The 21166-nt window shown below is 46.3% G+C and carries 18 protein-coding genes; 7 read left to right on the forward strand and 11 right to left on the reverse strand.

Annotated elements, in window-relative coordinates; translation table 11 throughout:
* Nucleotides 1-234 precede the first annotated feature (234 nt).
* The 4 genes from QUA10_RS26425 to QUA10_RS26440 form a co-directional block, all read right to left on the reverse strand.
* Nucleotides 235-747: a hypothetical protein gene (locus QUA10_RS26425; protein WP_333085500.1), complete on the reverse strand. Its 513-nt coding sequence runs from the start codon at nt 745-747 to the stop codon at nt 235-237.
* A 116-nt stretch (nt 748-863) separates the two neighbouring features.
* Nucleotides 864-1307 (reverse strand): hypothetical protein, encoded by a 444-nt coding sequence (locus QUA10_RS26430; RefSeq protein ID WP_333085501.1) that lies wholly within the window; start codon nt 1305-1307, stop codon nt 864-866.
* 82 nt (nt 1308-1389) lie between these two features.
* The gene (locus tag QUA10_RS26435) at nt 1390-1572 is read right to left on the reverse strand and encodes a CsbD family protein (protein WP_333034601.1); all 183 of its coding nucleotides are present in this window, start codon (nt 1570-1572) and stop codon (nt 1390-1392) included.
* 381 nt (nt 1573-1953) lie between these two features.
* Nucleotides 1954-2160 (reverse strand): hypothetical protein, encoded by a 207-nt coding sequence (locus QUA10_RS26440; protein ID WP_333085502.1) that lies wholly within the window; start codon nt 2158-2160, stop codon nt 1954-1956.
* A 550-nt stretch (nt 2161-2710) separates the two neighbouring features.
* Here QUA10_RS26440 and urtA point away from each other — a divergent pair.
* A complete protein-coding gene (gene urtA, locus QUA10_RS26445) occupies nt 2711-5635 on the forward strand; it encodes an urea ABC transporter substrate-binding protein (RefSeq protein ID WP_333085503.1) in 2925 nt (974 codons plus the stop codon).
* A gap of 442 nt (nt 5636-6077) precedes the next feature.
* On the opposite strand, the gene QUA10_RS26450 is transcribed toward urtA, so the two are convergent.
* Both QUA10_RS26450 and QUA10_RS26455 read right to left on the reverse strand, forming a co-directional pair.
* On the reverse strand, nt 6078-6770 hold the full coding sequence (locus QUA10_RS26450) for a histidine phosphatase family protein (RefSeq protein WP_333085504.1): 693 nt from the start codon (nt 6768-6770) through the stop codon (nt 6078-6080).
* 428 nt (nt 6771-7198) lie between these two features.
* Nucleotides 7199-7681, reverse strand: a complete 483-nt coding sequence (locus tag QUA10_RS26455; RefSeq protein WP_333085505.1) for a hypothetical protein — start codon at nt 7679-7681, stop codon at nt 7199-7201.
* Between the two features lie 184 nt (nt 7682-7865).
* Between QUA10_RS26455 and uvrB the strand changes: the two genes are divergently transcribed.
* Complete coding sequence (gene uvrB, locus QUA10_RS26460; RefSeq protein ID WP_333037910.1) at nt 7866-9878, forward strand: excinuclease ABC subunit UvrB; 2013 nt, start codon at nt 7866-7868, stop codon at nt 9876-9878.
* A 72-nt stretch (nt 9879-9950) separates the two neighbouring features.
* Here uvrB and QUA10_RS26465 read toward each other — a convergent pair whose 3' ends face one another.
* The 5 genes from QUA10_RS26465 to QUA10_RS26485 all read right to left on the reverse strand — a co-directional run bounded on the left by QUA10_RS26465 (nt 9951) and on the right by QUA10_RS26485 (nt 13762).
* Nucleotides 9951-10328, reverse strand: coding sequence for a type II toxin-antitoxin system PemK/MazF family toxin (locus QUA10_RS26465; RefSeq protein WP_333085506.1), 378 nt, complete (start codon nt 10326-10328; stop codon nt 9951-9953).
* Entirely contained in the window at nt 10312-10992 is a 681-nt protein-coding gene (locus QUA10_RS26470; protein ID WP_333085507.1) for a DUF433 domain-containing protein, read from the reverse strand. Before QUA10_RS26470 ends, QUA10_RS26465 begins: the two co-directional genes overlap by 17 nt.
* Before the next feature lie 90 nt (nt 10993-11082).
* On the reverse strand, nt 11083-11451 hold the full coding sequence (locus QUA10_RS26475; protein ID WP_333085509.1) for a hypothetical protein: 369 nt from the start codon (nt 11449-11451) through the stop codon (nt 11083-11085).
* Between the two features lie 588 nt (nt 11452-12039).
* Nucleotides 12040-12564 (reverse strand): hypothetical protein, encoded by a 525-nt coding sequence (locus tag QUA10_RS26480; RefSeq protein WP_333085510.1) that lies wholly within the window; start codon nt 12562-12564, stop codon nt 12040-12042.
* Nucleotides 12565-12724: 160 nt separating this feature from the next.
* Complete coding sequence (locus QUA10_RS26485; protein ID WP_333086424.1) at nt 12725-13762, reverse strand: NADP(H)-dependent aldo-keto reductase; 1038 nt, start codon at nt 13760-13762, stop codon at nt 12725-12727.
* A gap of 207 nt (nt 13763-13969) precedes the next feature.
* On the opposite strand from QUA10_RS26485, the gene QUA10_RS26490 reads away from it, so the two are divergent.
* From QUA10_RS26490 to QUA10_RS26510, 5 genes are all read left to right on the forward strand, one after another.
* On the forward strand, nt 13970-15130 hold the full coding sequence (locus QUA10_RS26490) for a DegT/DnrJ/EryC1/StrS family aminotransferase (RefSeq protein WP_333085512.1): 1161 nt from the start codon (nt 13970-13972) through the stop codon (nt 15128-15130).
* Between the two features lie 149 nt (nt 15131-15279).
* Nucleotides 15280-16155, forward strand: coding sequence for a cyanoexosortase B (gene crtB, locus QUA10_RS26495; protein WP_333085516.1), 876 nt, complete (start codon nt 15280-15282; stop codon nt 16153-16155).
* Complete coding sequence (locus tag QUA10_RS26500; protein ID WP_333085513.1) at nt 16155-16874, forward strand: cyanoexosortase B system-associated protein; 720 nt, start codon at nt 16155-16157, stop codon at nt 16872-16874. The genes crtB and QUA10_RS26500 overlap by 1 nt, the downstream gene beginning before the upstream one ends.
* 129 nt (nt 16875-17003) lie before the next feature.
* Complete coding sequence (locus tag QUA10_RS26505; RefSeq protein ID WP_333085514.1) at nt 17004-18581, forward strand: polysaccharide biosynthesis/export family protein; 1578 nt, start codon at nt 17004-17006, stop codon at nt 18579-18581.
* A 187-nt stretch (nt 18582-18768) separates the two neighbouring features.
* Nucleotides 18769-21048: an AAA family ATPase gene (locus tag QUA10_RS26510; protein ID WP_333085515.1), complete on the forward strand. Its 2280-nt coding sequence runs from the start codon at nt 18769-18771 to the stop codon at nt 21046-21048.
* Nucleotides 21049-21166: the final 118 nt, after the last annotated feature.

A 21166-nucleotide genomic window follows, 5' to 3' on the forward strand; every position in this document is an offset into this window, starting at 1 on the left:
CGGGACAATTCGGCATAGTTCACAAAAAACTTATCAAGGCTACTATCTTACCATCATTACTTCTTGGCCACTACCCCTTGATTTAATGTCTATCTTGTCTTCTTGTCAAGGGGGTTGAGCAATTACTATTTTACTACAGGACTAGATATAAAATATAAAAGGACGAGCGCCAGGGCGATCGTCCTTTTATTTGCTGCACGTGCTATCAGCTTTGCAGCGTGTCTGAATCCAAGATTATTTACGGTTGTTGAGCCATTTAGCCGCAACTATTCCCAAAATACCAGCAACAACTGGATTGCCTAAAAACTTCATCAAACTAGGCTGTTCGGCTAGCACTTCTTGGAAAATATCCGGGTGATTGTGATAGGTGAACGAGGCCAACTTGGTAACATCGTCAGCATTCATGCGGCTGGCGTGGTGGGTAGAAAGTCCTAGCTGCTTTTCCAATTGGCGATCGTTCAATCCTCTCTTGCCCAAATGCTTGAAGAATTCCCGTGCTACATCGTCGCGTTCATTTGGCTTAATTTGGGCGATCGCCTTTTGCAATTCCGGTTCCAACTGAGCCGGCGGGAGGGAGTCGTGATTCAGGGAACGCCCGAATAATTGTTTGCGCTGAGCAGGGGAAGTTCTCTGAGCAAAATCGTCAAAGTTTTCGTAATCTTCACCCGTTGTCTCCGGCATCATTTCTCGATCGCCCTGGGCTAAATCGTTCATGATTTGACGCTTGTAATTATCGCTGCTACTCATGGTAACTCTCTTCCAATCTACACAACATTTCAGTCTTAAATTGAGATGGTTTAGCCTTTGAAAAACTGCGGAATATTAAACCGCCACGCGGCTATCATTTAAGCTTGCTAACTCGGTCAAGACTTGTATTCAATCTGATTTGATTGCTGGTCGTACTTAGCCGTCAAAATCAACTTTTTGTCAGGAGCGTAAACCAAAACACTTACATCCTGATTTGGGAAATTGCGGTGAAAACCTTGTGCTAAAGATTTCGCCAAATCTTTCACTTCAGTCGGGCGGACTTGGGGGGTAATTACAACTCCCAATTTGTTATTGTCGCGCACATAAGCATCCTGAACCAAGCCCTTAGCCGTCTTTGTTACCCATTGACCAAAATCTTGACCTGCGGCGGTATTGCCACGTTCTAGCTGCGCGTAATAACCCTGACTGCCACCAATTGCTACAGGTACATCAGTCGGTTTTTGGGCGGAAACGCTGGGCGCGCAGGCAGTAGTAACTGCCAGCATTAACACCAAAAGTACGCCCGCAATTATTTTGCGACTCTGCTGCAATAAACTCACCTTTTTTCCTCCGTTCCTAAAACATTTGGAATACTTGAAAGGGTCAGGTTGCTCGACCCTCTCAATGCCTATAGTATTAGGCTTAGTCTAGTTTCTTTTTGAGCTCATCTTTTACATCTTCGATTGCGTGACCAGCTTCAGCTTTTGCCTGCTTGGCTTTGCCTTCTGCTTTATCTTTCGGGTCGCCAGTAACATTACCTAGGGCTTCTTGAGCTTTGCCTGCGATGTTGTTGCCAGTTGCCTTTGCTCTATCTTCAGTGCTCATGGTTTTCTCCCTATCTGTATCTAATCAGACATTTTCTACTTAATAAACTCATCATAGGTAACTAGGAGCTGCGTTGCACTCTACCTCTAGGAAGAAAGAATGAATAAAAAATGAAGATGGAAGATGGAAAAGTTATTTTTCTGTCTTGGACAGCCTGCCACTTTCATACTTATAGGTTTTTTTTCACCGTTTTTGGTGGCTGCAACGAAGTATTTGTGTAAAAAAGCTGGTGGATGGTCAACCCTGCTTCCCAGAGTTTTTTTTATACCCAAAATAATTTACAACTATAAATTTTAATTCTGCCTTCTGCCTTCTGCCTTCCCAAAGCGAGTGTGGGCAAGATTGTATCTTACCCACACCTAAAAAAAATCCCTATTAGTTTTAATCTACCTTGTGATGACATTCTTCATCTATTTTGTGCTGAAGTTCTTCTTTCAACTGTTCGACAGCGCGCATAGTTTGAGCATCTTCTTTTTTTTGCTGACCGAGGGCTTTTTCTGTTTCCTCGCCGAGCAATATTTCCCTAGATTTTGGTAACGTGACTTGATTTTCGGTGGGCGTGTGGGTCGCGTTTTCTTGACTATTCATTAGTTTTTCCCCTATTGTTTGCAAAATTTATTTTTAACCAGGGTACTTAGAAGTTAACCTTATACTTAAGATAACGGAAATCACGAAGACTTCCATCTACCTGAAGGGAGATAGGGGCTGGTGAATAATTTTGAGTTTTATAGTTAAGATAAATTACGGAAAGTTCCATTAGCCCCAAAAGAGATAGGGGAAGGGGAATAGTGGGTGAGATTGCTTGGTGGGTCGCAAGGCGCGGGCAGTGAATGAGTTGGGAAAAGGGGAGGAGGGGGGAGAATTTTTCTGCGGCGCGAGCGATGGCATTAAGTGTCGAATGTTGTGGTATGAGGCTCTTTGGACATCGGTAAAAGATGAAGAGAGAAATGGGAGGCAGTTTAGTGCAGACTTAAGTCTATGCTGAGAGTTGGAAAGTTAAAATCTGTAGGGTGCAGCAATTCCCAAGTTTGGTGGCGATCGGGTTAAATAATCTGCTAAACAAGAGTTAGCCTCAAGGCTAACTTCCAGCAGGATCCAACTAAAATTTCTGTTATTAGTAAAAATTATCTAAAACCCTATGGGAGCAAGGAGCAGTAACCCCCTCGAAGCAGCCGGCCCGACTCGTGAGCCGATCAAAATAGGTGTGTTGCATTCGCTGACGGGCACGATGTCCATCAGCGAAATTTCTGTTAAAGATGCGACGCTGTTGGCGGTTGAGGAAATTAATGCGGCCGGAGGCGTGCTCGGACGCCCCTTGGAAGCGGTTATAGAAGATGGAGCCAGCGATTTGCAGACTTTTGCTCAAAAAGCTAAGCAATTGCTCTTAGAAGCGCAGGTGGCGGTGGTATTTGGCTGTTGGACTTCGGCGAGCCGCAAAGCTGTACTGCCTGCTTTCGAGCACGGCAACGGGTTGCTGTTCTATCCGGTGCAGTATGAGGGGCTAGAACAGTGTCCGAATATTTTCTACACTGGTGCTGCCCCGAACCAACAGATTGTGCCTGGGGTGAATTACTTGCTGGCACAGGGAAAGCGGAAAATTTTTTTGTTGGGTTCGGACTATCTCTTTCCCCGCACGGCAAATCGGATTGTGAAAGCTCAACTGGCGGCACTGGGGGGAGAGTTGGCGGGGGAAGTGTATCTGCCGCTCGGATCGAGGGAAGTGGGCGAGGCGATCGCACATATCTTAGCAGTGAAACCAGATGCTATTCTCAACACTCTCAACGGCGATAGCAATGTGGCTTTTTTCCAAAAGTTGCGGGAAGCTGGCGTGAACCCCGATGATTTGCCGGTGATGTCGGTTAGCGTAGCAGAAGAGGAAGTGCGGGCGATCGGGCCGTCCAATATTGCTGGACATTGGGTGGTTTGGAACTATTTTCAAACGGTGGACACACCGGAAAATCGGAAATTTGTCAAGGCTTATAAAGCCCGATACGGGGAAAATCGAGTCACGGATGACCCGATCGCAGCAGCTTATTTGGGCGTTTACCTGTGGAAGCAAGCAGTAGAAAAAGCTGGTTCGACAGATGTGGTTAAAGTCAGGGCTGCTGCTAAAAATATTGAGTTTGCAGCGCCATCGGGCAAGGTAAAAATAGATGCCCAAACGCAGCATATCTGGAAAACAGTGCGGATTGGTAAGGTGCGGTCGGACGGTCAAATTGAGGAGATTTGGAATTCGGGCGCACCGGTTCCGCCAGATCCTTTTCTCAAAACCTATCCTTGGGCGGCGGCACTTGCTCCGAGGCCGATTTCTCTAGGAACTCGGGCGTCTTTGAGCGGGCTGTTTGTCATCTTGGTACTGATAACTTGGATGGCGGTGGGAGTCGGGTGGATGGGTTCTGTGGAGATGAAGAACTATTTGCTGACAATAAAAGCTGCCTCAATTCCCGCCGGGGTTTCTGAGGCAGCAATGGGGGTGCTGGTGCAGCAAACTCTGGCAGTGGCGAGCCGCACTCAGCACTGGCTGCTGGGGGCTTCAGTTTTGAGTTTGATCGCGGGGATAGTGGCTTTTGTGTCGGTGTCGGCAATTATTCGGAATCTCGGCTTGCTGCGGGAAACTGCGGAACTGATGGCCAGCGGTGATTTTACCGCTCGATCGCCTGTGGTTTCTAATGACGCGATCGGGGTGCTATCTTCTACTCTCAATACAATGGCTCAGCAAATTAGCAGTTTGCTCAACGGTTTGGAAGTGCGGCAGCAGCAGCTAGAGGAACGATCGGAGGAATTGGAAGTCGCTAAGAATGCTGCGGAAGCTGCCAACCGGGCGAAAAGCACTTTTTTGGCAAATATGACTCACGAGTTGCGGACGCCTTTGAATGCGATTATCGGCTACAGCGAGCTGCTGCAAGAAGAGGCTCTGGAACTCGGCGAAGAAGAGTTTGTGATGGATTTGGCAAGCATTAATATGGCAGGCAAGCAGTTGCTCAACATTATTAGTGACATCCTGGATATTTCTAAAATTGAAGCAGGAAAGATGACTCTTTTCTTGGAGACTTTTGAGGTGTGGGATTTGATCGAGCAGGTTGTCACTACTGTTCAACCGACGCTAGGGAAAAATGGCAATACTTTGATCGTCAATTGCGATCGCAATATTGGCACGATATACGCTGATTCGGGGAAGCTGGGACAAGCGCTGTTAAATTTGGCGAGCAATGCTGCTAAGTTTACAGATCAAGGCAAAATTACGATTAATGTTTGGAAAGAAGAAGGGGAAGTTTTGCCGATCGACAATTCCGCAGAACTCTGGGCAGATCCTTCTCGGTGTCAACAGCCTTTGATCGTGTTTCAAGTAACCGATACCGGCATCGGCATGACTGAGGATCAGGTGTCGAGGCTATTCGGAGCTTTCGCTCAAGCGGACGATTCTACTACGCGCAAATACGGCGGCACGGGTTTGGGGCTGACAATTAGCCGGAGATTTTGCCAGATGATGGGCGGAGACATTACCGTTGAGAGCGAGTTTGGCTGCGGTTCTAGTTTTACGATCCGGTTGCCGATTGCGGTTAAAAACCCGAAAGAAGCGCGGGAAGATCGAGAAATCCAAGAAATTCAGGCCGAGTCTTCCCAGGAGCTAGACACGAGTGCAGCGGTGACTGAAGCGAAGCAAAAAGAACTGCGATCACAACCGCTGGATTTGCCCGATGCTGCTACTGTGCTGGTGATTGACGACGATCCAGACGCGCGGGATTTGATGACCCGCTGCTTGTCGAAACAGGGATTTCGGGTGCGATCGTCGGCTAGCGGTCAAGGGGGGCTTCTGTTGGCTAAGGAGTTGCTGCCCGACGCGATTATTCTGGACGTGATGATGCCGAGTATGGACGGCTGGGCGGTGCTGTCAGCGTTGAAAGCAGATCAAGATTTGGTTGATATTCCAGTGATTATGATAACTTTTTTGGACGACCAAAATCAGGGGTTGGAATTGGGAGCGGCGGAGTATGTGAGGAAGCCTGTGGATTACAAGCGCTTTGCTGCTTTATTGAGTAAATATCAGGGTATCGAGAAGTAGTTTGTGGGCTGTTGACTGTTGACTGTTGGCTGTTGACTAAAACTATGCTTTCGGAACAACTGACTGTTTAGACATTTAAACAATACCGATGCAACCGCAAACGAGAGCAGTAGTCATTAGCCCTTGAACTCTGAAATGTGAAATATGAACTGTTAAATGTTGTGAATTCTTAACAGTTATAGCAACCGCGAAGACGCTGAGGACGTTATTGCTTGGATAGTTTTCTGCCGAAGGTCTTCTGCTATAACTGTTACCACTTACCAAAAATATTTTAATATTTAATCGAGCGGCGTTGCTGAATCACGGTATGAAAACAGATAAGTTGGAAATTCCGAAGATGTTCTGACGCGCTTGTTTCTTTTTTTGCAGATTGAGTCGTTCATACCACAAATCAGCAAAGCCACTCTGGCGTTGGTTGGGGCATTGTTCCAGTGAAGGTAGGTTAGGAGGGTTGATCGCCTGCATCACTCGCCACAGTTGCATCGGGTGCTGCCGATTCTAGCTCCGGTGGCAGATGATTGGTAATGAATGAACTCCAATGAGCTATCCCACCTGAATCAAATTCCATCTGCAAAATTGATGCATTCGGTACTGGAAATCCTCGCGAAAATCCCAAAAGCCGAGTCATCGCAACGGCATCAATTACCGTTGGGTTAGCCAAAATCTGCCACAGCATTGCTTTGATAAAAAAGCCATGTGAAAAGACAACAACAAAACCGGATTGTTGTTGTAACTGGTTCAGGGCAGTTCGGACTCGTTCCATCAGTTGGACCAAGGATTCGGCGTTGGTTCCATCGACATATTCAGGGTCGCAGCGGTCCCAGTAAGCTTTGCTCAAAGGTTTGCCAGCCTGGGTTGTGGTTGGTTGGTCGAACTGTAGACCCAGATAGGTAAATTCCTGAACTTGCCAAACCTCAACGGGTGTATGTGGAAATTTTTCAATCAATGGTTGAGCAGTGAGTTGTGTTCTCAGATAAGGTGAAATCACAATCTTGTCGGGAGTTTGCTTAACGGCGGTTGGAATACATCTTGATTGTCGATCGCCCAATTCACTTAAGGCGTTTTCATGGGGTCCAATAATTGCCAACCCTGCATTGGATTGACTTTGACCATGACGAATAATCCAAATAGACACGGTTTGATATTCCCTCTCATTTAGGGTAAAAATCACTTCTAGGGCGTTGATGAATCACGGGATGAAAATAGATAACTGGGAAATTCCGAAAATGTTCTGAAGCGCGGGAGCATCTCTTATTTGTAAAAACACTTCTTCTGGCTCCTTCCTTCTTCCTTCTTCCTTCTTACTCTTTCCTCCTGGCTCCTAACTCCAATTTTGGGCTTGTCTGCTTTCCTTGAGATGCTCCCTGAAGTGCTTGTTTCATTTTTTGCAGATTGAGTTGTTCATACCATACATCCGCAACGCCGACTATTAAAATTGGCAGGGTTAAATAAATCACTTGAGACGATTCAATTGCTCGATCCGGTTCCTCAATAACTTGTATAAAAAGTTTAATCAGTCATTAGTTAACAGCGAAAAACTAATAACTAATGACTAATGACTAATTAATCTAAGAAGCCCATTAATGCCGAGCTATCGTCAATTTCGTTGGAGGCAATGGGGCGGTTTCCTCCCATTGTGGAGTAAACTTCATCAATGTGAAGAGTGCTGATTGCAATAGGGCGAGCACCGGACATACTGAACATTTCACTGACTTGCATGGCGCTGGAGCCGATCGGGCGATTGCCGATTGTAGCAACCACTTCAAAGTCGCTGGATTCTACCGGGCGATTGCCTACAATGCCGTAGGTTTCGCTGAGGTGCAGGGTGCTAATGCCGATCGGGCGGTTCCCCGACATCGAGATGGTCTCGCTGATGGTAAAATCGTCTGGGCCGACAGGGCGGTTGTCATGCATGAGTTGCGGCCGATAAAGTTGGATTCCTGTTGCTTTGGCATCCGTGGGTGGTGTCGGTTGGCTTTTGGAACTGCCTTTACCGCGACGGGCGATCGCTTTGCCTTTGCTTGTACCTGTACTGCTCGTATCCATAATTCTTTTCCTCGCTTATTTTTGGACGTTGATTGCTGGGTGCGGACAACTGCTTTTCTTGGCTTTCTGCTTGCTATTTCGGCCGATGATTAAAATAATATTACAAAGTCTAACTATTTTTTTAACGAAATTGCAGAATCTCTGCATTTTTGTTAAGATTTATGGGTAATAGCTACATTTTCCTATGGTAACTGCGGCAGCATCTTTTCAATTGCAAGCGCCCTTCCAGCCCACAGGCGACCAACCGCTAGCGATCGAGCAACTTGTCAAAGGCATCGAAGCCGGGGATCGATTTCAAACCTTACTCGGTGCCACAGGTACGGGCAAAACCTTCTCCATTGCCTCGGTGATTGAAAAAGTCGGCAGACCCACCTTAGTCCTAGCACACAACAAAACCCTGGCAGCTCAACTTTGCAACGAACTGCGAAATTTTTTCCCGAACAATGCAGTCGAATACTTTGTCAGTTATTACGACTACTACCAACCTGAAGCATACATCGCCGTCACCGATACTTTCATTGAGAAAACGGCAGCAATTAACGACGAGATCGATATGTTGCGGCACTCAGCCACGCGATCGCTCTTTGAACGCCGCGACGTAATTGTAGTTGCTTCAATTAGCTGCATCTACGGTTTGGGAATGCCAGCAGAATACCTGAAAGCGGCTATTCCTTTGCGAGTAGGAATGGAAGTCAACCAGCGGCAAGTTTTGCGTGATTTAGTTAACGTTCAATACAGTCGCAACGATATAGATTTAGGCAGAGGCAAATTTCGCGTCAAAGGCGATGTTTTGGAAATTGGCCCCGCTTACGAAGATAGAATTATTCGCGTTGAATTCTTCGGGGATGAAATCGATGCCATTCGCTACGTTGACCCCGTAACAGGTAAAATCCTGCAAAGTTCAACGGCTTTAAATATCTATCCAGCGCGCCACTTTGTCACGGCAGAAGATAAATTAGAGGCAGCTTGCCAAGGAATAGAACTCGAATTAGAAGACCGACTGGCAGAATTTGAAAAACAGGGGAAACTATTAGAAGCTCAGCGGTTGGAACAGCGCACGCGCTACGATTTGGAAATGCTGCGCGAGGTAGGTTACTGCAACGGAGTCGAGAATTATTCGCGGCATTTAGCAGGGAGAAATGCCGGGGAACCGCCTGAATGTTTGATTGATTATTTCCCGAAAGATTGGATGTTGGTGATAGATGAATCTCACGTGACAGTGCCGCAAATTAGGGGGATGTACAACGGCGACCAAGCGCGGAAAAAAGTATTGATTGAACATGGTTTTCGCTTGCCCAGCGCGGCAGATAACCGCCCTTTAAAAGCAGAGGAATTCTGGGCAAAAGAGAATCAGTGCATCTTTGTTTCTGCTACGCCTGGGGATTGGGAAATGGAAATATCCGAAGGCCGAGTTGCAGAGCAAGTAATTCGCCCTACCGGAGTAGTAGATCCGACAATTTTTGTGCGCCCGACGGAAGGACAAATTGATGATTTGTTGGGGGAAATCAAGGAGAGAGTAAGTCGGGACGAGCGAGTGTTGGTGACGACTTTAACGAAGCGGATGGCGGAAGATTTAACCGAATATTTGCAGGAGAGGGCGATTAAAGTCCGGTATTTGCACTCGGAAATTCAGTCGATTCAACGCATCGAAATTATCCAAGATTTGCAGGATGGTAAGTTTGATGTATTGATTGGTGTTAACTTGCTGCGGGAAGGTTTGGATTTGCCGGAAGTTTCGCTGGTGGTAATTTTGGATGCGGATAAAGAGGGGTTTTTACGATCGGGACGTTCGTTGATTCAAACGATTGGAAGGGCGGCGCGGCACGTTCAGGGACAGGCTATTCTGTACGCGGATAATTTGACGGATAGTATGGTTAAGGCGATCGACGAAACGGATCGGCGCCGGGGGATTCAGCTAGCGTACAATAAGATGCACGGGATTACGCCACAGCCGATCGCGAAAAAGCGATCGAGTAATGCGATTTTGGCATTTTTGGATGTGTCGCGCAAGCTGAATTCTCAGCAGTTGGAGGAGGTTTACGAACAGGTAAACGAGTTATCTTTGGATGAGATTCCTCAGTTAATCGGGCGCTTGGAAGCGCAGATGAAGGCGGCGGCGAAGAAGTTGGAGTTTGAGGAGGCGGGTAAGTTGCGCGATCGGATCAAGCATTTGCGGGATAAGCTATTGGGACATTAAGCTTGTTGTCGGGGAATTGAGGGGGATTTTTAACCGCAGATGCACGCAGATAAACGCTGATGAAGGGAGAATTTAAAAGCCTAACATGGCTTTTAGTCCATTGGCGATCGGCTGATACTCTTCTGCAGTTAAATCTCCTCGGTAGCCCAAAACACGCTTTATGTCCACAGCACGTATTTGATCCAGCAACACAGTAGAGTCATAGCGTAGGTTTCCCATTCCCGCCTGAAGCTGCGGATATAGCGTTGAGTTTCGTGTCGCCCAATCTCCTTTTTGTGTCGTCAAGGGAACGACTATTACCAACGAAAACCGCGTTATCCCTGTGACATTTGGCAAAGCTACAATTACCGCAGGTCGAGTGTTTTCCTGTTCGCGACCGGGGGGAATTTGAGCCGGGAAGTTAACTAGCACTACAGCCCTCACCTGCAAAAAATTAGGTAGCTGACTCACAAATTTTCTCTACCTTTTTATTGCCAATGTCGATCGGGTTTGTTTCTTCAATCCGCCATTTAGCATAGGCGATAACTTCTTTAAAGTCTGCTTCTTCAAGTTCTGGATAAGTTTGGCGTATTTCTGCTGTGGAATAGTGAGAAGCCATCATTGAGATGATAGTTTCAACAGTTATGGGTAAGTGGCGAATGCAAGGTTTTCCCTCCATGAATTCTGAATCGCAGGTAATTCTAGTAAATGGCTGGATATGTTCTTTACTACTCGTTTCAATTTCATTGTCCAGAATTACCATTCCAACTCCCGGAATAAAACGCACAGGCTTTGTGCCTTCGAGGGGGTCTACATCTCCCCAATCATAGGGAGGAATTTCATTATCGACGAGGTAAAGTTGACGCCAAGGCGATTTTGCCAATGCTTCCTCGGAAATGTCAGGAAAAAATATTAGCACTTCTCCGATGCCAACTGGAAAACCATTGAGTTTGCTCAAGCCATCTATAATGGCGGCTAGGACGGATAAGTCTAGATGGTTGAGGTTTTCTGCTTTTTCGATCAGTTGGTATACGGTTTCAGGATTGAGTGTTTCGCCGACAGCTTCGACCAAGTTTTCGGGGGTGAAACCTCGACATTTCAAGTATTCAGCTAGTTGTAAGCGAATTGTACTCATGGGTTTAGTTGAGAAATATTTTAGGGTGAAGTGCGATCGCCCTTTACCATTGTCCTATTTTTTGGATGGGAAGGGCGATCGTACTTTCTATCAGATTCCTAGTCTGTCTGCTGCATATTCGCGAGCACGACAGTCTGCGTTTGATGAACCATCGTTATCCCAGTCATTTGGGTGCCAATCACGTTCGCGCATCAAGTCATCTATTTCTTGTTGCTGTTCAAGGACTTTTTCCTCAAAGGATTGGATAGTTTTATCCTTAGCTTTGATAGTTTTATCCTTTGCTTCGTTTTCCTCAAGCAGACTGCGGTTCCACTCCGCCAAAGCGCGGTTTGACTTCGCCAAAGCGCAGTACAACTTCGCCAAAGCGCGGTTCGATTCCGCCAAAACAGAGAGGGTTTTCTGAGTCCGCCGAAGGTTGGTGTACAACGACTCGCATTGTGAAGTATAATTGTGGGACATATATTTCCATAGTTACGTTAACTTGTGGTGGTCTGAAGTTGAGATGTCAAACCACCGTGAGTTTGCTAGCTAAAGCAAGGCCTCTGTCTGAATCGTTACTTCAGGCGGGCCTTTTCCGTATCAGATATGATTTGCTATTGCAAAAACTACAAGACATTCAAGCCTTGTCTTTCTTACACTTGGGAATGTGAGGAAGTTTTGTTTGAGCTTGTATTTTAAGAATTTAACACTCGCCCGTTGAATTGTCAAGCGAGCAATAAGACCGTTTGTTTTCTTTATTACGGAGATTTAAACATCCGATTGTCTGCCTCCGATGTCGCTTTAATCTAATACGCTTGAATAGTGCAGTCTACCGCGTTATGGGTAAAGTGGATGCCAACTCAACCTCAATTTGCCGACATCCGATGCCGCTTTAATCTAATAGGCTTGAATAGCGCGGTATACCGGGCTATGGGTAAAATGGATGCCACAATTAACCTAAATCTCTATTAAGAATTGAAACCTGAGTGAATTGATTACGGGCAGATAGGGCAAGGGTTTCAGAAATATATAAAAAAGGTCGATCGCCCAAAACACCACCCAAACCAACTACTTACTCAATACCGCAGCATCCGTACTGCTAGCAAAAGCCGGACGAATAAATTCCTCCTTCTCTTCCCACGTGATGAAACCCTTATCTACAGCTAGCTGCATCACTTCCTGAAGAAAACCTCTGAGCACATCTAATACTTGAGTGCGATCGCACTCAAACTGCTTTTCCCAGCGCGAAGTCCCAAACTTAATCCAAGTGCAGTTAATCTTATTGTCGATCGGTAGCAACATAATAGTGAACCAACTCTCACCAAAGTCTATTTCTATTGGTTTACCTTGCGATAGCTTCGCAATTTCCTGTGGAAAGTTATTCTCTATCATCATGCAAATATCTAAATCTAAAAATACCTCGATTTTCTCATCACCTATTTCTATTAAAACTTTATGGTCGAACTCAAAGCAGAAACGTCGCCATCCCATTTCAAAATGAGAAAGCTCTCCCAATGGATCTTCAGGAGGCTCTGCGTAGTTTTCTAAGAAACGCTCGGATAATTTAAAATTAAATTTTTGACGGCTATTCATCGCTGTTCATACTAAACAATATAAAAACTTAATAAGTTGGGTTTCGTTTTGTGACCTCAACCCAACCTACTAATACCAAAGTTCGGTAAATTTTGCCTCTATTTCTTAGTCCGCGCAGGCCGACTTTGTGTATAGAAGCGGTTGAAACCGCCGAGATATCTTACGGTGTCGGATTCGGATACTTAGCGTGCACCGCATCGATTTCCGCTATAATCTCCCGATCCAAATTCACCTCCAAACTACCGATATTTTCCTCCAACTGTTCGAGACTGGTTGCACCGATAATTGTGCTAGTCACAAACCAGCGCGATCGCACATACGCCAAAGCCATCTGCGCCGGACTTATCCCATGTTTCCCCGCAATCTCAACATACGCTTTCACCGCATCGTTCAGATTAGTTTTATCGTAACGCTGACCAAATCCCGCAAATAAAGCCAACCTAGAATTTTCGGGAATTCCATTCAAGTATTTACCCGTTAACAGCCCAAATCCTAAAGGACTATAAGCCATCAATCCCAAATTTTTAAAACGGCAAGTTTCTGCTAAATTTAGGTGAAATGTGCGATTGGTCAAACTGAAAGCATTCTGAATAGAAACAACTTTCGGCAATCCGTGTTTTTCCGCCAACGTGCAAAACTCGCAAACTCCCCACGGCGTCTCGTTGCTCAAACCCAAATAGCGAACTTTGCCAGCTTTTATTAAGTCAGCAAATACTTCTAACTGTTCCAAAATCGGTACAGTTTCGTGCTCTTGGGCAATGTCGTAATCCGGCGCGCCAAATAGCGGCACGTAGCGATCGGGCCAGTGGATCTGATAGAGGTCGATGTAGTCAGTTTGCAAGCGCTTCAGACTGTAATTCAGGGCTTTTTCGACATTTGGGCGATCGATCTGATTTTTCCCTTCCCGAATCCACTTTAATCGAGTGCTTCTGCCCGCCACTTTAGTCGCTATAATGACTTTATCCCGCTGCTGTTTCGCCAACCATTCGCCGATATATTCCTCTGTTTTTCCCTGAGTTTCCGCCTTTCCAGGGACAGGATACATTTCGGCCGTATCGATAAAGTTGATGCCTCTATCGATCGCAAAATCGAGCTGTTGGGCCGCTTCCTCAACGGTATTCTGCTGGCCGTAAGTCATCGTGCCCAAACAGATTTCCGATACTGATAAGTCGCTGTCGCCGAGTTTTTTGTATTCCATGATTGCGATTGCTTGCTGCAAAATTATCTGCTTCTATATTACCTAAAAAAATCATTTATTTGCTGAGTCAAAAAAAGTACATGAGGCGCATCTCTTCCGTAAAATATCTCCCTTTTCCCTCTTTTACTCTGCGTCCTCTGCGGTTAAAATTTTTCAAATGCTATCCGCACTAAAATGTTAATATAAAGAATTATGCCTCGATAGTTTATGAGTAACCGCCCCCCCAAAGTTCCGTTTGTAAATTTCTCCCTGCAACACCAACCAATCCAATCGCAAATAGCAGAAGCAATTAGAAAAATAATCCAGGAAGGAGACTTTATTTTAGGCCAAGCACTCGCGGAATTTGAAACAGCATTTGCAGCAGCTTCTGGAGTAAAATACGGCGTAGGAGTGGCTTGTGGAACAGATGCGATCGCTCTGGGACTGCAAGCTTGCGGCATTAATCCGGGCGACGAAATTATCATACCCGCTAACACTTTTATTGCCACCGCGATCGCCGTCCTCCAAGCCAAAGCTATACCTATTCTTGTAGATTGTGACCCGGAAACCGCCCTGATTGACCTCACAGCAGCCGAAACAGCAGTTACCTCGAAAACTAAAGCAATTATCCCCGTACACCTCTACGGTCAAATGGTATCGCCCCGGCAGCTTTTAGATTTTGCGAACCGCCACGATTTAATCATATTTGAAGATGCCGCCCAAGCGCATCTAGCTTCCAGAGAAGGATACCGCGCGGGCTCCATTGGTAAAGCAGCAGCCTTCAGCTTTTATCCCAGCAAAAACCTCGGTGCTTTTGGCGACGGCGGGATGTTCATTACTAACGATGCAGAGCTCGCAGAAAAAATGCGAACTCTCCGCAATTACGGAGCACCTACCAAATATTTGCACACAGAAATTGGCAGCAACAGCCGCCTCGACAATTTGCAAGCTGCCGTACTCAATGTTAAATTGCCTTACTTAGAAAAATGGAATCGTGATCGCACCGCCGCCGCCCAACACTACAATACTCTACTAGAACCATTGAAACACAAAGGCATTGTACCCATTGCCAACCATAGCAGCAGCGGTCACATTTATCACCTGTATGTTATCAAAATTACTGAGGAAAGCTCGTTAGCGAAGCCCTCGAAGAGGATCGACCGCAACACCCTTCAGGAAAAACTCGGCCAACACGGCATTCAAACAGGCATACACTATCCCATACCTTGTCACCTGCAGCCCGCCTACCAAAACTTAGGGAATCGGGGCGACTTTCCCCACGCAGAAACCCTGTGCGAACAAATTTTATCATTGCCAATGTATCCCGGATTGAGCAATACTCAGATCGAGCAAGTTGTTCGGGCGATCGTACTATCATTGAATTGCTAATTGTTCATAAAACTTATGCTGCAGGTGATTCAAGCAGTAGGGTGCGGTTCTCAGAGCGTTTTTGTGGGGAATTAACAAATCTTTAACTGACAGTTCAAAAGCCCAAAGCGTTGCGAATCCAGCGCGGCAATCTTAAAACTTCTCAAACCATGCACATCCAGCGCAAAATTCGCATTGTTTTCAAGCGATACCTCCTGGCGGAAGGTATCACGGTGCTCCTAATACTGCTGTACGCCCCCCTGCTAGTACACTGGTACAACGGCTGGCTCAACAAAAACATCAGCATCGAACACGAATATTTCAGCCACGGACTAATTGGTTTGCCCTACGCAGCTTATATGGCTTCGATGAACCGAAAGTGCTGGCGCAGCTTACCCAACTCACCGCATTTTTTGGGAGGGTTTTTGCTGGTACTAGCTACGCTTTTTTATCTGAGTCGCTTGAGCGATTTAGTGAATTTATCCCTCCCCGTAATGCTGGCCAGCATTTGCTTATCTTTAAAAGGAATTCCCGGCTTAAAATTGCAGGTGATGCCGCTTTTGTTCGTATTTCTGGCCTCGCCGAACCACATTCCTTACCTCATAGAACCCTACGCCTTGCCCTTACAGCAATTCATTGCTGAAGCATCAGGCTGGATATTAATTAAGATTGGTATCAACGTGAGAGTGGAAGAAATTTATCTGTACGTAAACGAGCGCATTGTAGAAGTAGCTCCACACTGTGCAGGCTTAAAAATGCTGTTTACCAGTCTTTACGTCAGCTTAATTCTGCTGGATTGGACGGGAGTTTGGAACTCTCGCAAAAAAAGTCTTTTGTTTTTAGTCATTACATCCATTATTAGCATCACTTCCAACATTTTTCGCAATACTTTGCTAACTTACTTTCACGGAACCGACAGAGAGGCGCTTTTTAATTGGCTACACGCCGGATGGGGGGGAGATTTATATTCTGCTTGTATACTAGGGTTATTGGTACTTCTCCTCAACGGGATGGAAAAGTATTTCCCAAGTCAGTCTGGCAATTAATGAAACAGATGATTTCAGCACAGAAACTAATGCAGCGGTATCAATTATCTAAAATTATGATACTGGTGTTTTTGCTGGTATTAGTTGGAGCAGTAGCAATTCCCGGCTACGCGACGGGAAGGTGGCCTTGGACAAACCCGCCAACCCTTGCCAACCTCAAGCAATTAAGAAGTGTGCGCCAAAACGGGCTAAAAATTCCTGGGTGGCAGGTTATAGCCGTTCAGAATAACGTCCAAATTGGCGCTCACAGATGGTTAGTTCAAGAAATTAAAAAAGATAAAACAATTGCCATTTTATTGCTGTTGCCTCAAAATTACCCCAAAAACCAGCCCCAAGTCGAATGGCTAGATATCGATGGATTTCACCGGTGGCAAACCGATTCTCATCGCACTTTGAGGTTTACAGTTAAATTAGCACCAATACCCGGCCAGACACCGCCTAATGTCGAGGCGAGGTTTTTCCGAAGCTGGACTCGCCAACAAACTTTTGCTGTCGTGCAATGGTACGCTTGGCCTAACGGGGGTTCTCCAACAACCAGCCGCTGGTTTTGGGAAGATAGTATTGCTAGACTGTCGAACCGCCGCGCCTCTTGGGTTGCTGTCAGTATTATCCTTCCCATTCAACCGCAGGGCGACATTAAGATAGCTCAACCCTTGCTAGAATCTCTCGGTGAAAGTGTTCAGGCTAAATTAATTACAGAAACTTTTCGGTTTGAGTAAGCAGGTAGGTGCAAATAAATCAGCCTAGAGGGTGGGGAGGTTTTGCCAAAATCAACTGATTCCTAGTAAATATCCGGGTTCAACTCGCCCCGAAAATATCTTATTGTTTTTTATCGTCGCTATATTTAGATGAAACTTACAAGTCAGACCATTATTCAAAATATTACTTTTTTAAATCCTCTGAAAATGCGGCAAAAATCCACTATTAAAAATCGCCTCGCTTTTTACTTGGCAGGCCTGCATTCAACTGCTTGGACTCTATCTTTTGCTGCTGTATTCTGGGGTTTTAATAGCAAAAATTTTTCGGAAACGGCTTTAGCTCAATCTGTTGTTCCTGGTTCCGAGCGCCTCGTGGCGCCACCGCCATTGCGTTTACCGCCACCGCCCCCTGCCAATTTCAACCGGGATATTAACCCAGCTTTTCGGAATCGGCCCTACCGCCTCGGGCCGGGAGACCAGATTTCTGTTCAAGTTCAACGCTTCCCAGAGCTAGGTTTTACGGGTCCAATCAGCCCTGAAGGCGTAATTGTACTGCCGCTAATCGGAACAGTAAATGTGCGTGGTCTTACTGTCGAAGAATCACAGCAGCGCCTCCGGGAGCGCTTTGGCCAATTTATCAAAAATCCTCAAGTCTCGGCTGCTTTGCTGGTTCAGCGCCCCGTAGTGGTGACGGTGACGGGGGAAGTTGCTAGACCGGGTTTTTATCCGCTGCAAACCCCCCAGCTTCCTGCTGCTTTGGCGGCTGCTGCTGGGACTAATCCTACGGCGGAACTGCGGGCGGTGCGGGTGCGGCGGACTCTGCCGGGAGGTGCTGTGGCGGAGCAAGTTGTTGATATTTTGACACCGTTGCAAACTGGTATTGCTCCACCGGATTTGCGTTTGGAAGATGGAGATGCGATCGTTGTACCGTATAAACAGGTTACGCCCGATCGCAAATCCGATCAAGATTTAGCATCCAGGTACAGCCTCGCTGCTGCTGCTGTCCCCGTCCAAATCACTGTCACCGGAGAAGTAAGCAAACCTGGTTTTTACACGCTTCCGGCGGGTTCGGGTCGAATTTCGGCTGCTTTGGTGATTGCGGGGGGAGTCACGGGAAAAGCCGATTTGCGGGAGGTGCGAGTGCGGCGGACGCTGATGAACGGCTCCTCGGTGGAGGAACCAATCGACCTCTACACTCCCCTAGCAAACGGTAACGATTTGTTCGATTTTCCTTTGGCATCGGGAGATGTGATTGTCATCCCGGAATTGGACGCTAGTACCAAAAACCTAGACTACGATAAAGCTCTGGTTTCGCGGTCTACTCTGATTAAACCCAGGATCTACGTTCGAGTTTTGAGTTACGCTAGTGGTGGTTTGACCTCGTTCTACATAGAAAATGGCAGCAGGTTTTTGGATGCTCTCAACAACTTGCCTGTTAATCTTGCTGACTTGCGGAAAATAGCCCTGATTCGGTTCGACGAAAAGCAAGGTAGAGCAATCAACCGTTCGATAGATGCTAAAGCTGCTTTGGAGGGCAATGTTTCTCAGAACCCGATGCTCGAAGATAATGATGTGATTGTGATTGGTAGGAATTTGGTAGAGCGCATTGGTTATGTAATCAATACTTTTACTCGACCATTCCGGGATACTTTGGGATTTATTCTGTTCTTTGAGCAGTTGAGAAATGGAGTAACAGATTTGTTCGGCCCGTCACGTAATGATAGGTAGTCATACCATTTTAGATTTTAGATTTTAGATTTAAGATGGGGAATGACTTAGGCGATATGGGTTTTAATCACAGACCGAAAATTCTAAGGTTTTTGGGGGATTTGTAGAATTAGTCAGCAGTCATTAGTTATCGTTAAGAATTAGCAATCTAAAATCTAAAATCTAAAATCTAAAATCTAAAATCGTCATGACTTTATCCGTTGTTAAACGTTATTTAATTGCTTTTGACCAATACAAGTGGGTGGGACTGGCTACTCTCGCGGTGACTGTGGGCGTGTCGGGAGTAGTGGCCATGCAGCCCAAGGCGGCGCCAGTTTACGTTGCCATAGGTACGCTGGCTTACGACAGACCGAGCGTGATTTTTTCATCGACTACTACTAAAATTCAACAGGAAGGACAAGAAATAACTAAAGATATGCTGCTGGATACAAGGGTGGTTGAACCCGCAGCAAAAAAACTCATTAAACCCGAAGGAAAATTAAACAAAGAAGAAGCGGAAAAAGTACAAGCTTTGGCTGATAAGCTGGGAAAAGATGTGCAAATAAAGATGCCCAGTAAGAATAATGACCCCAGCGCTTTGATTCAAATATTGTACAAAAATGCCGATCGTAAACAAGCAGAAGCGGTAGTAAAGACGCTGATGAACGAAATGGTGGAACACAGCAAAAATATTAATACTTCTAGACTGCGAGAAACGATCACCCAAATCAACCAGCGTTTGCCGAAAGTAACTCAGGAACTCAGAGAGACGGAAGCAAAACTTGAAGCCTACGAAAAACGAGAAGGAACTTCAATTTTAGCAGCTCAGAGCGGTGCTTTGCCGCAAGCGATTACCAGCATCCAACAGCAGCAGCGGCAACTCCGCGTGCAGTTGGGAGGAATTGAAGCTCAAATTAACAGTTTGCAGGATCGCTTGGGATTGAATGTGGAGCAAGCTTACGTCGCTCAAGCACTCTCTGCCGATCCAATTATTGCCCAACTGCGAGTGCAATTGTTTTCGATCGAATCTCAGCTCAAAATTCTCCGCAGCGACTTGCAGGAGGAACACCCGAAAATTGTAGAATTGCTTAAACAAAAACTTGCTTTTGAGCAGCAGTTGCAGCAGCGCCAGTCTGAGGTACTCGGCGGTAACGGGGTGGCGGCTCCGCTCAGAAGTGCCGATCGAATTCGGGTAGACTCTTCTTTAGATCCGGCCAGACAGCAGTTAGCTCAAACTTTGATTGCTTTGCAAACGCAGCGGGATACGGTGCAACAGCAACTCCAAGGAATCGAGAAAACTGAAAAAGAATTGCGTCGGGAACACGCGACAATCCCCAACAAGCAGTTAGAACAAGCCCGTTTGGCCCAGCAAGTGGCGTTCAAAAAAGCTCTCTACGACAAGATGCTGTCGGCTTTGGTAGATGCTGAGGCGGCGGTAGCTGAGACAACGGGGAGTTTGAGAATCGCCCAATGGCCGCAAACTGATGACGTTGAGTCCAACAAGAGAGGTTTGCCCGTGATGCTGGCGGTGGGCGGATTTGTGGGATTGCTGCTGGGCGGGGGGTTGATATTTTTGTTGGGGATGCTCAACGGCAAGTTTTACAGTTGGGAAGAAGTGCGGGCGGCTTTGGTGGAAAAAGAGGTGCCGATACTGGCAGTTTTGCCTGAAGTGACGGTGTTTGATTCCTACGGCGATGAAATGCCTCTGGCCCTGGAGGTAAATTCTCCCTATTTGGAATTTTACGAGCGGTTGCGTACTAATTTGCGCCGGATCGGGAACAAACCGGTAAAGGTGGTGTTGCTGACTTCGGCGGCGCCTTTGGAGGGGAAAAGTTTTAGTGCTTACAATTTGGCAATTGCATCGGCTCGATCGGGTAAACGGACTTTGCTAATTGAAGCAGATTTGCGATCGCCTTCTAACGTTGAATCTTTGAAAATTTCTGCAGATCCTCTGGCGACGGTGGAACCTTTACACTATTACGGCAATATTAGCGAGTGCGTCCTTTTGGTTCCAGAGGTAGAGAACCTATACGTCGTGCCGAGTCCCGGCTTTTTGCGGCAAGCCTCTGCCGTACTAGAATCAAGCGAAATGCGGAGATTGTTTGAGGATGTTCGCAACCGCTTTGATTTTGTGGTTGTGGATTCTCCGGCGTTGAGCGAGTGCAACGACGCGCTGACGCTGGAACCGTACACGGACGGTATGATTTTGGTGGCGCGGCCTGGTTACACTTTGTCTAGTATGTTGTCTGAGGCTGCAGATCAGTTGCTGGAATCTGAGGATGAGGATTCGCATAAATCCGGGCCGCGGCTTTTGGGAGCGATTATTAACGGTGCTGATATTCCGGTGAAGTTCCGCAATGATATTGATATTGATGAATGGGAGTTGCCTGTGAGTGCGATCGGCGATCGGGCGATCGAAGTGCGATCGAGGCAATTACCGCAGCACTCAAAGCCTAAAAATAAGGCTATTAATAGTAAATTGAGCTAATTTATTTGGCTTAATTCTTGTAAAGCAATCCTCAACCAAATCTGGGGGGGTGACAAAGAGGGCTAGGAGATAGACCGAATCAGGGTTGCAGCCCGCATACCTTGTTGATAAAAGCGAC

The organism is Microcoleus sp. Pol8_D6 (assembly GCF_036700965.1).
GTDB lineage: Bacteria > Cyanobacteriota > Cyanobacteriia > Cyanobacteriales > Microcoleaceae > Microcoleus.

Coding starts and splice junctions, on each gene's coding strand:
- QUA10_RS26425 (WP_333085500.1), bottom strand. CDS start 747: ATGAGTAGCAGCGATAATTACAAGCGTCAAATCATGAACGATTTAGCC.
- uvrB (WP_333037910.1), top strand. CDS start 7,866: ATGGTAACTGCGGCAGCATCTTTTCAATTGCAAGCGCCCTTCCAGCCC.
- QUA10_RS26490 (WP_333085512.1), top strand. CDS start 13,970: ATGAGTAACCGCCCCCCCAAAGTTCCGTTTGTAAATTTCTCCCTGCAA.
- QUA10_RS26455 (WP_333085505.1), bottom strand. CDS start 7,681: ATGGATACGAGCAGTACAGGTACAAGCAAAGGCAAAGCGATCGCCCGT.
- QUA10_RS26475 (WP_333085509.1), bottom strand. CDS start 11,451: ATGTCCCACAATTATACTTCACAATGCGAGTCGTTGTACACCAACCTT.
- urtA (WP_333085503.1), top strand. CDS start 2,711: ATGGGAGCAAGGAGCAGTAACCCCCTCGAAGCAGCCGGCCCGACTCGT.
- QUA10_RS26435 (WP_333034601.1), bottom strand. CDS start 1,572: ATGAGCACTGAAGATAGAGCAAAGGCAACTGGCAACAACATCGCAGGC.
- QUA10_RS26440 (WP_333085502.1), bottom strand. CDS start 2,160: ATGAATAGTCAAGAAAACGCGACCCACACGCCCACCGAAAATCAAGTC.
- crtB (WP_333085516.1), top strand. CDS start 15,280: ATGCACATCCAGCGCAAAATTCGCATTGTTTTCAAGCGATACCTCCTG.
- QUA10_RS26510 (WP_333085515.1), top strand. CDS start 18,769: ATGACTTTATCCGTTGTTAAACGTTATTTAATTGCTTTTGACCAATAC.
- QUA10_RS26500 (WP_333085513.1), top strand. CDS start 16,155: ATGAAACAGATGATTTCAGCACAGAAACTAATGCAGCGGTATCAATTA.
- QUA10_RS26505 (WP_333085514.1), top strand. CDS start 17,004: ATGAAACTTACAAGTCAGACCATTATTCAAAATATTACTTTTTTAAAT.
- QUA10_RS26485 (WP_333086424.1), bottom strand. CDS start 13,762: ATGGAATACAAAAAACTCGGCGACAGCGACTTATCAGTATCGGAAATC.
- QUA10_RS26470 (WP_333085507.1), bottom strand. CDS start 10,992: ATGAGTACAATTCGCTTACAACTAGCTGAATACTTGAAATGTCGAGGT.
- QUA10_RS26480 (WP_333085510.1), bottom strand. CDS start 12,564: ATGAATAGCCGTCAAAAATTTAATTTTAAATTATCCGAGCGTTTCTTA.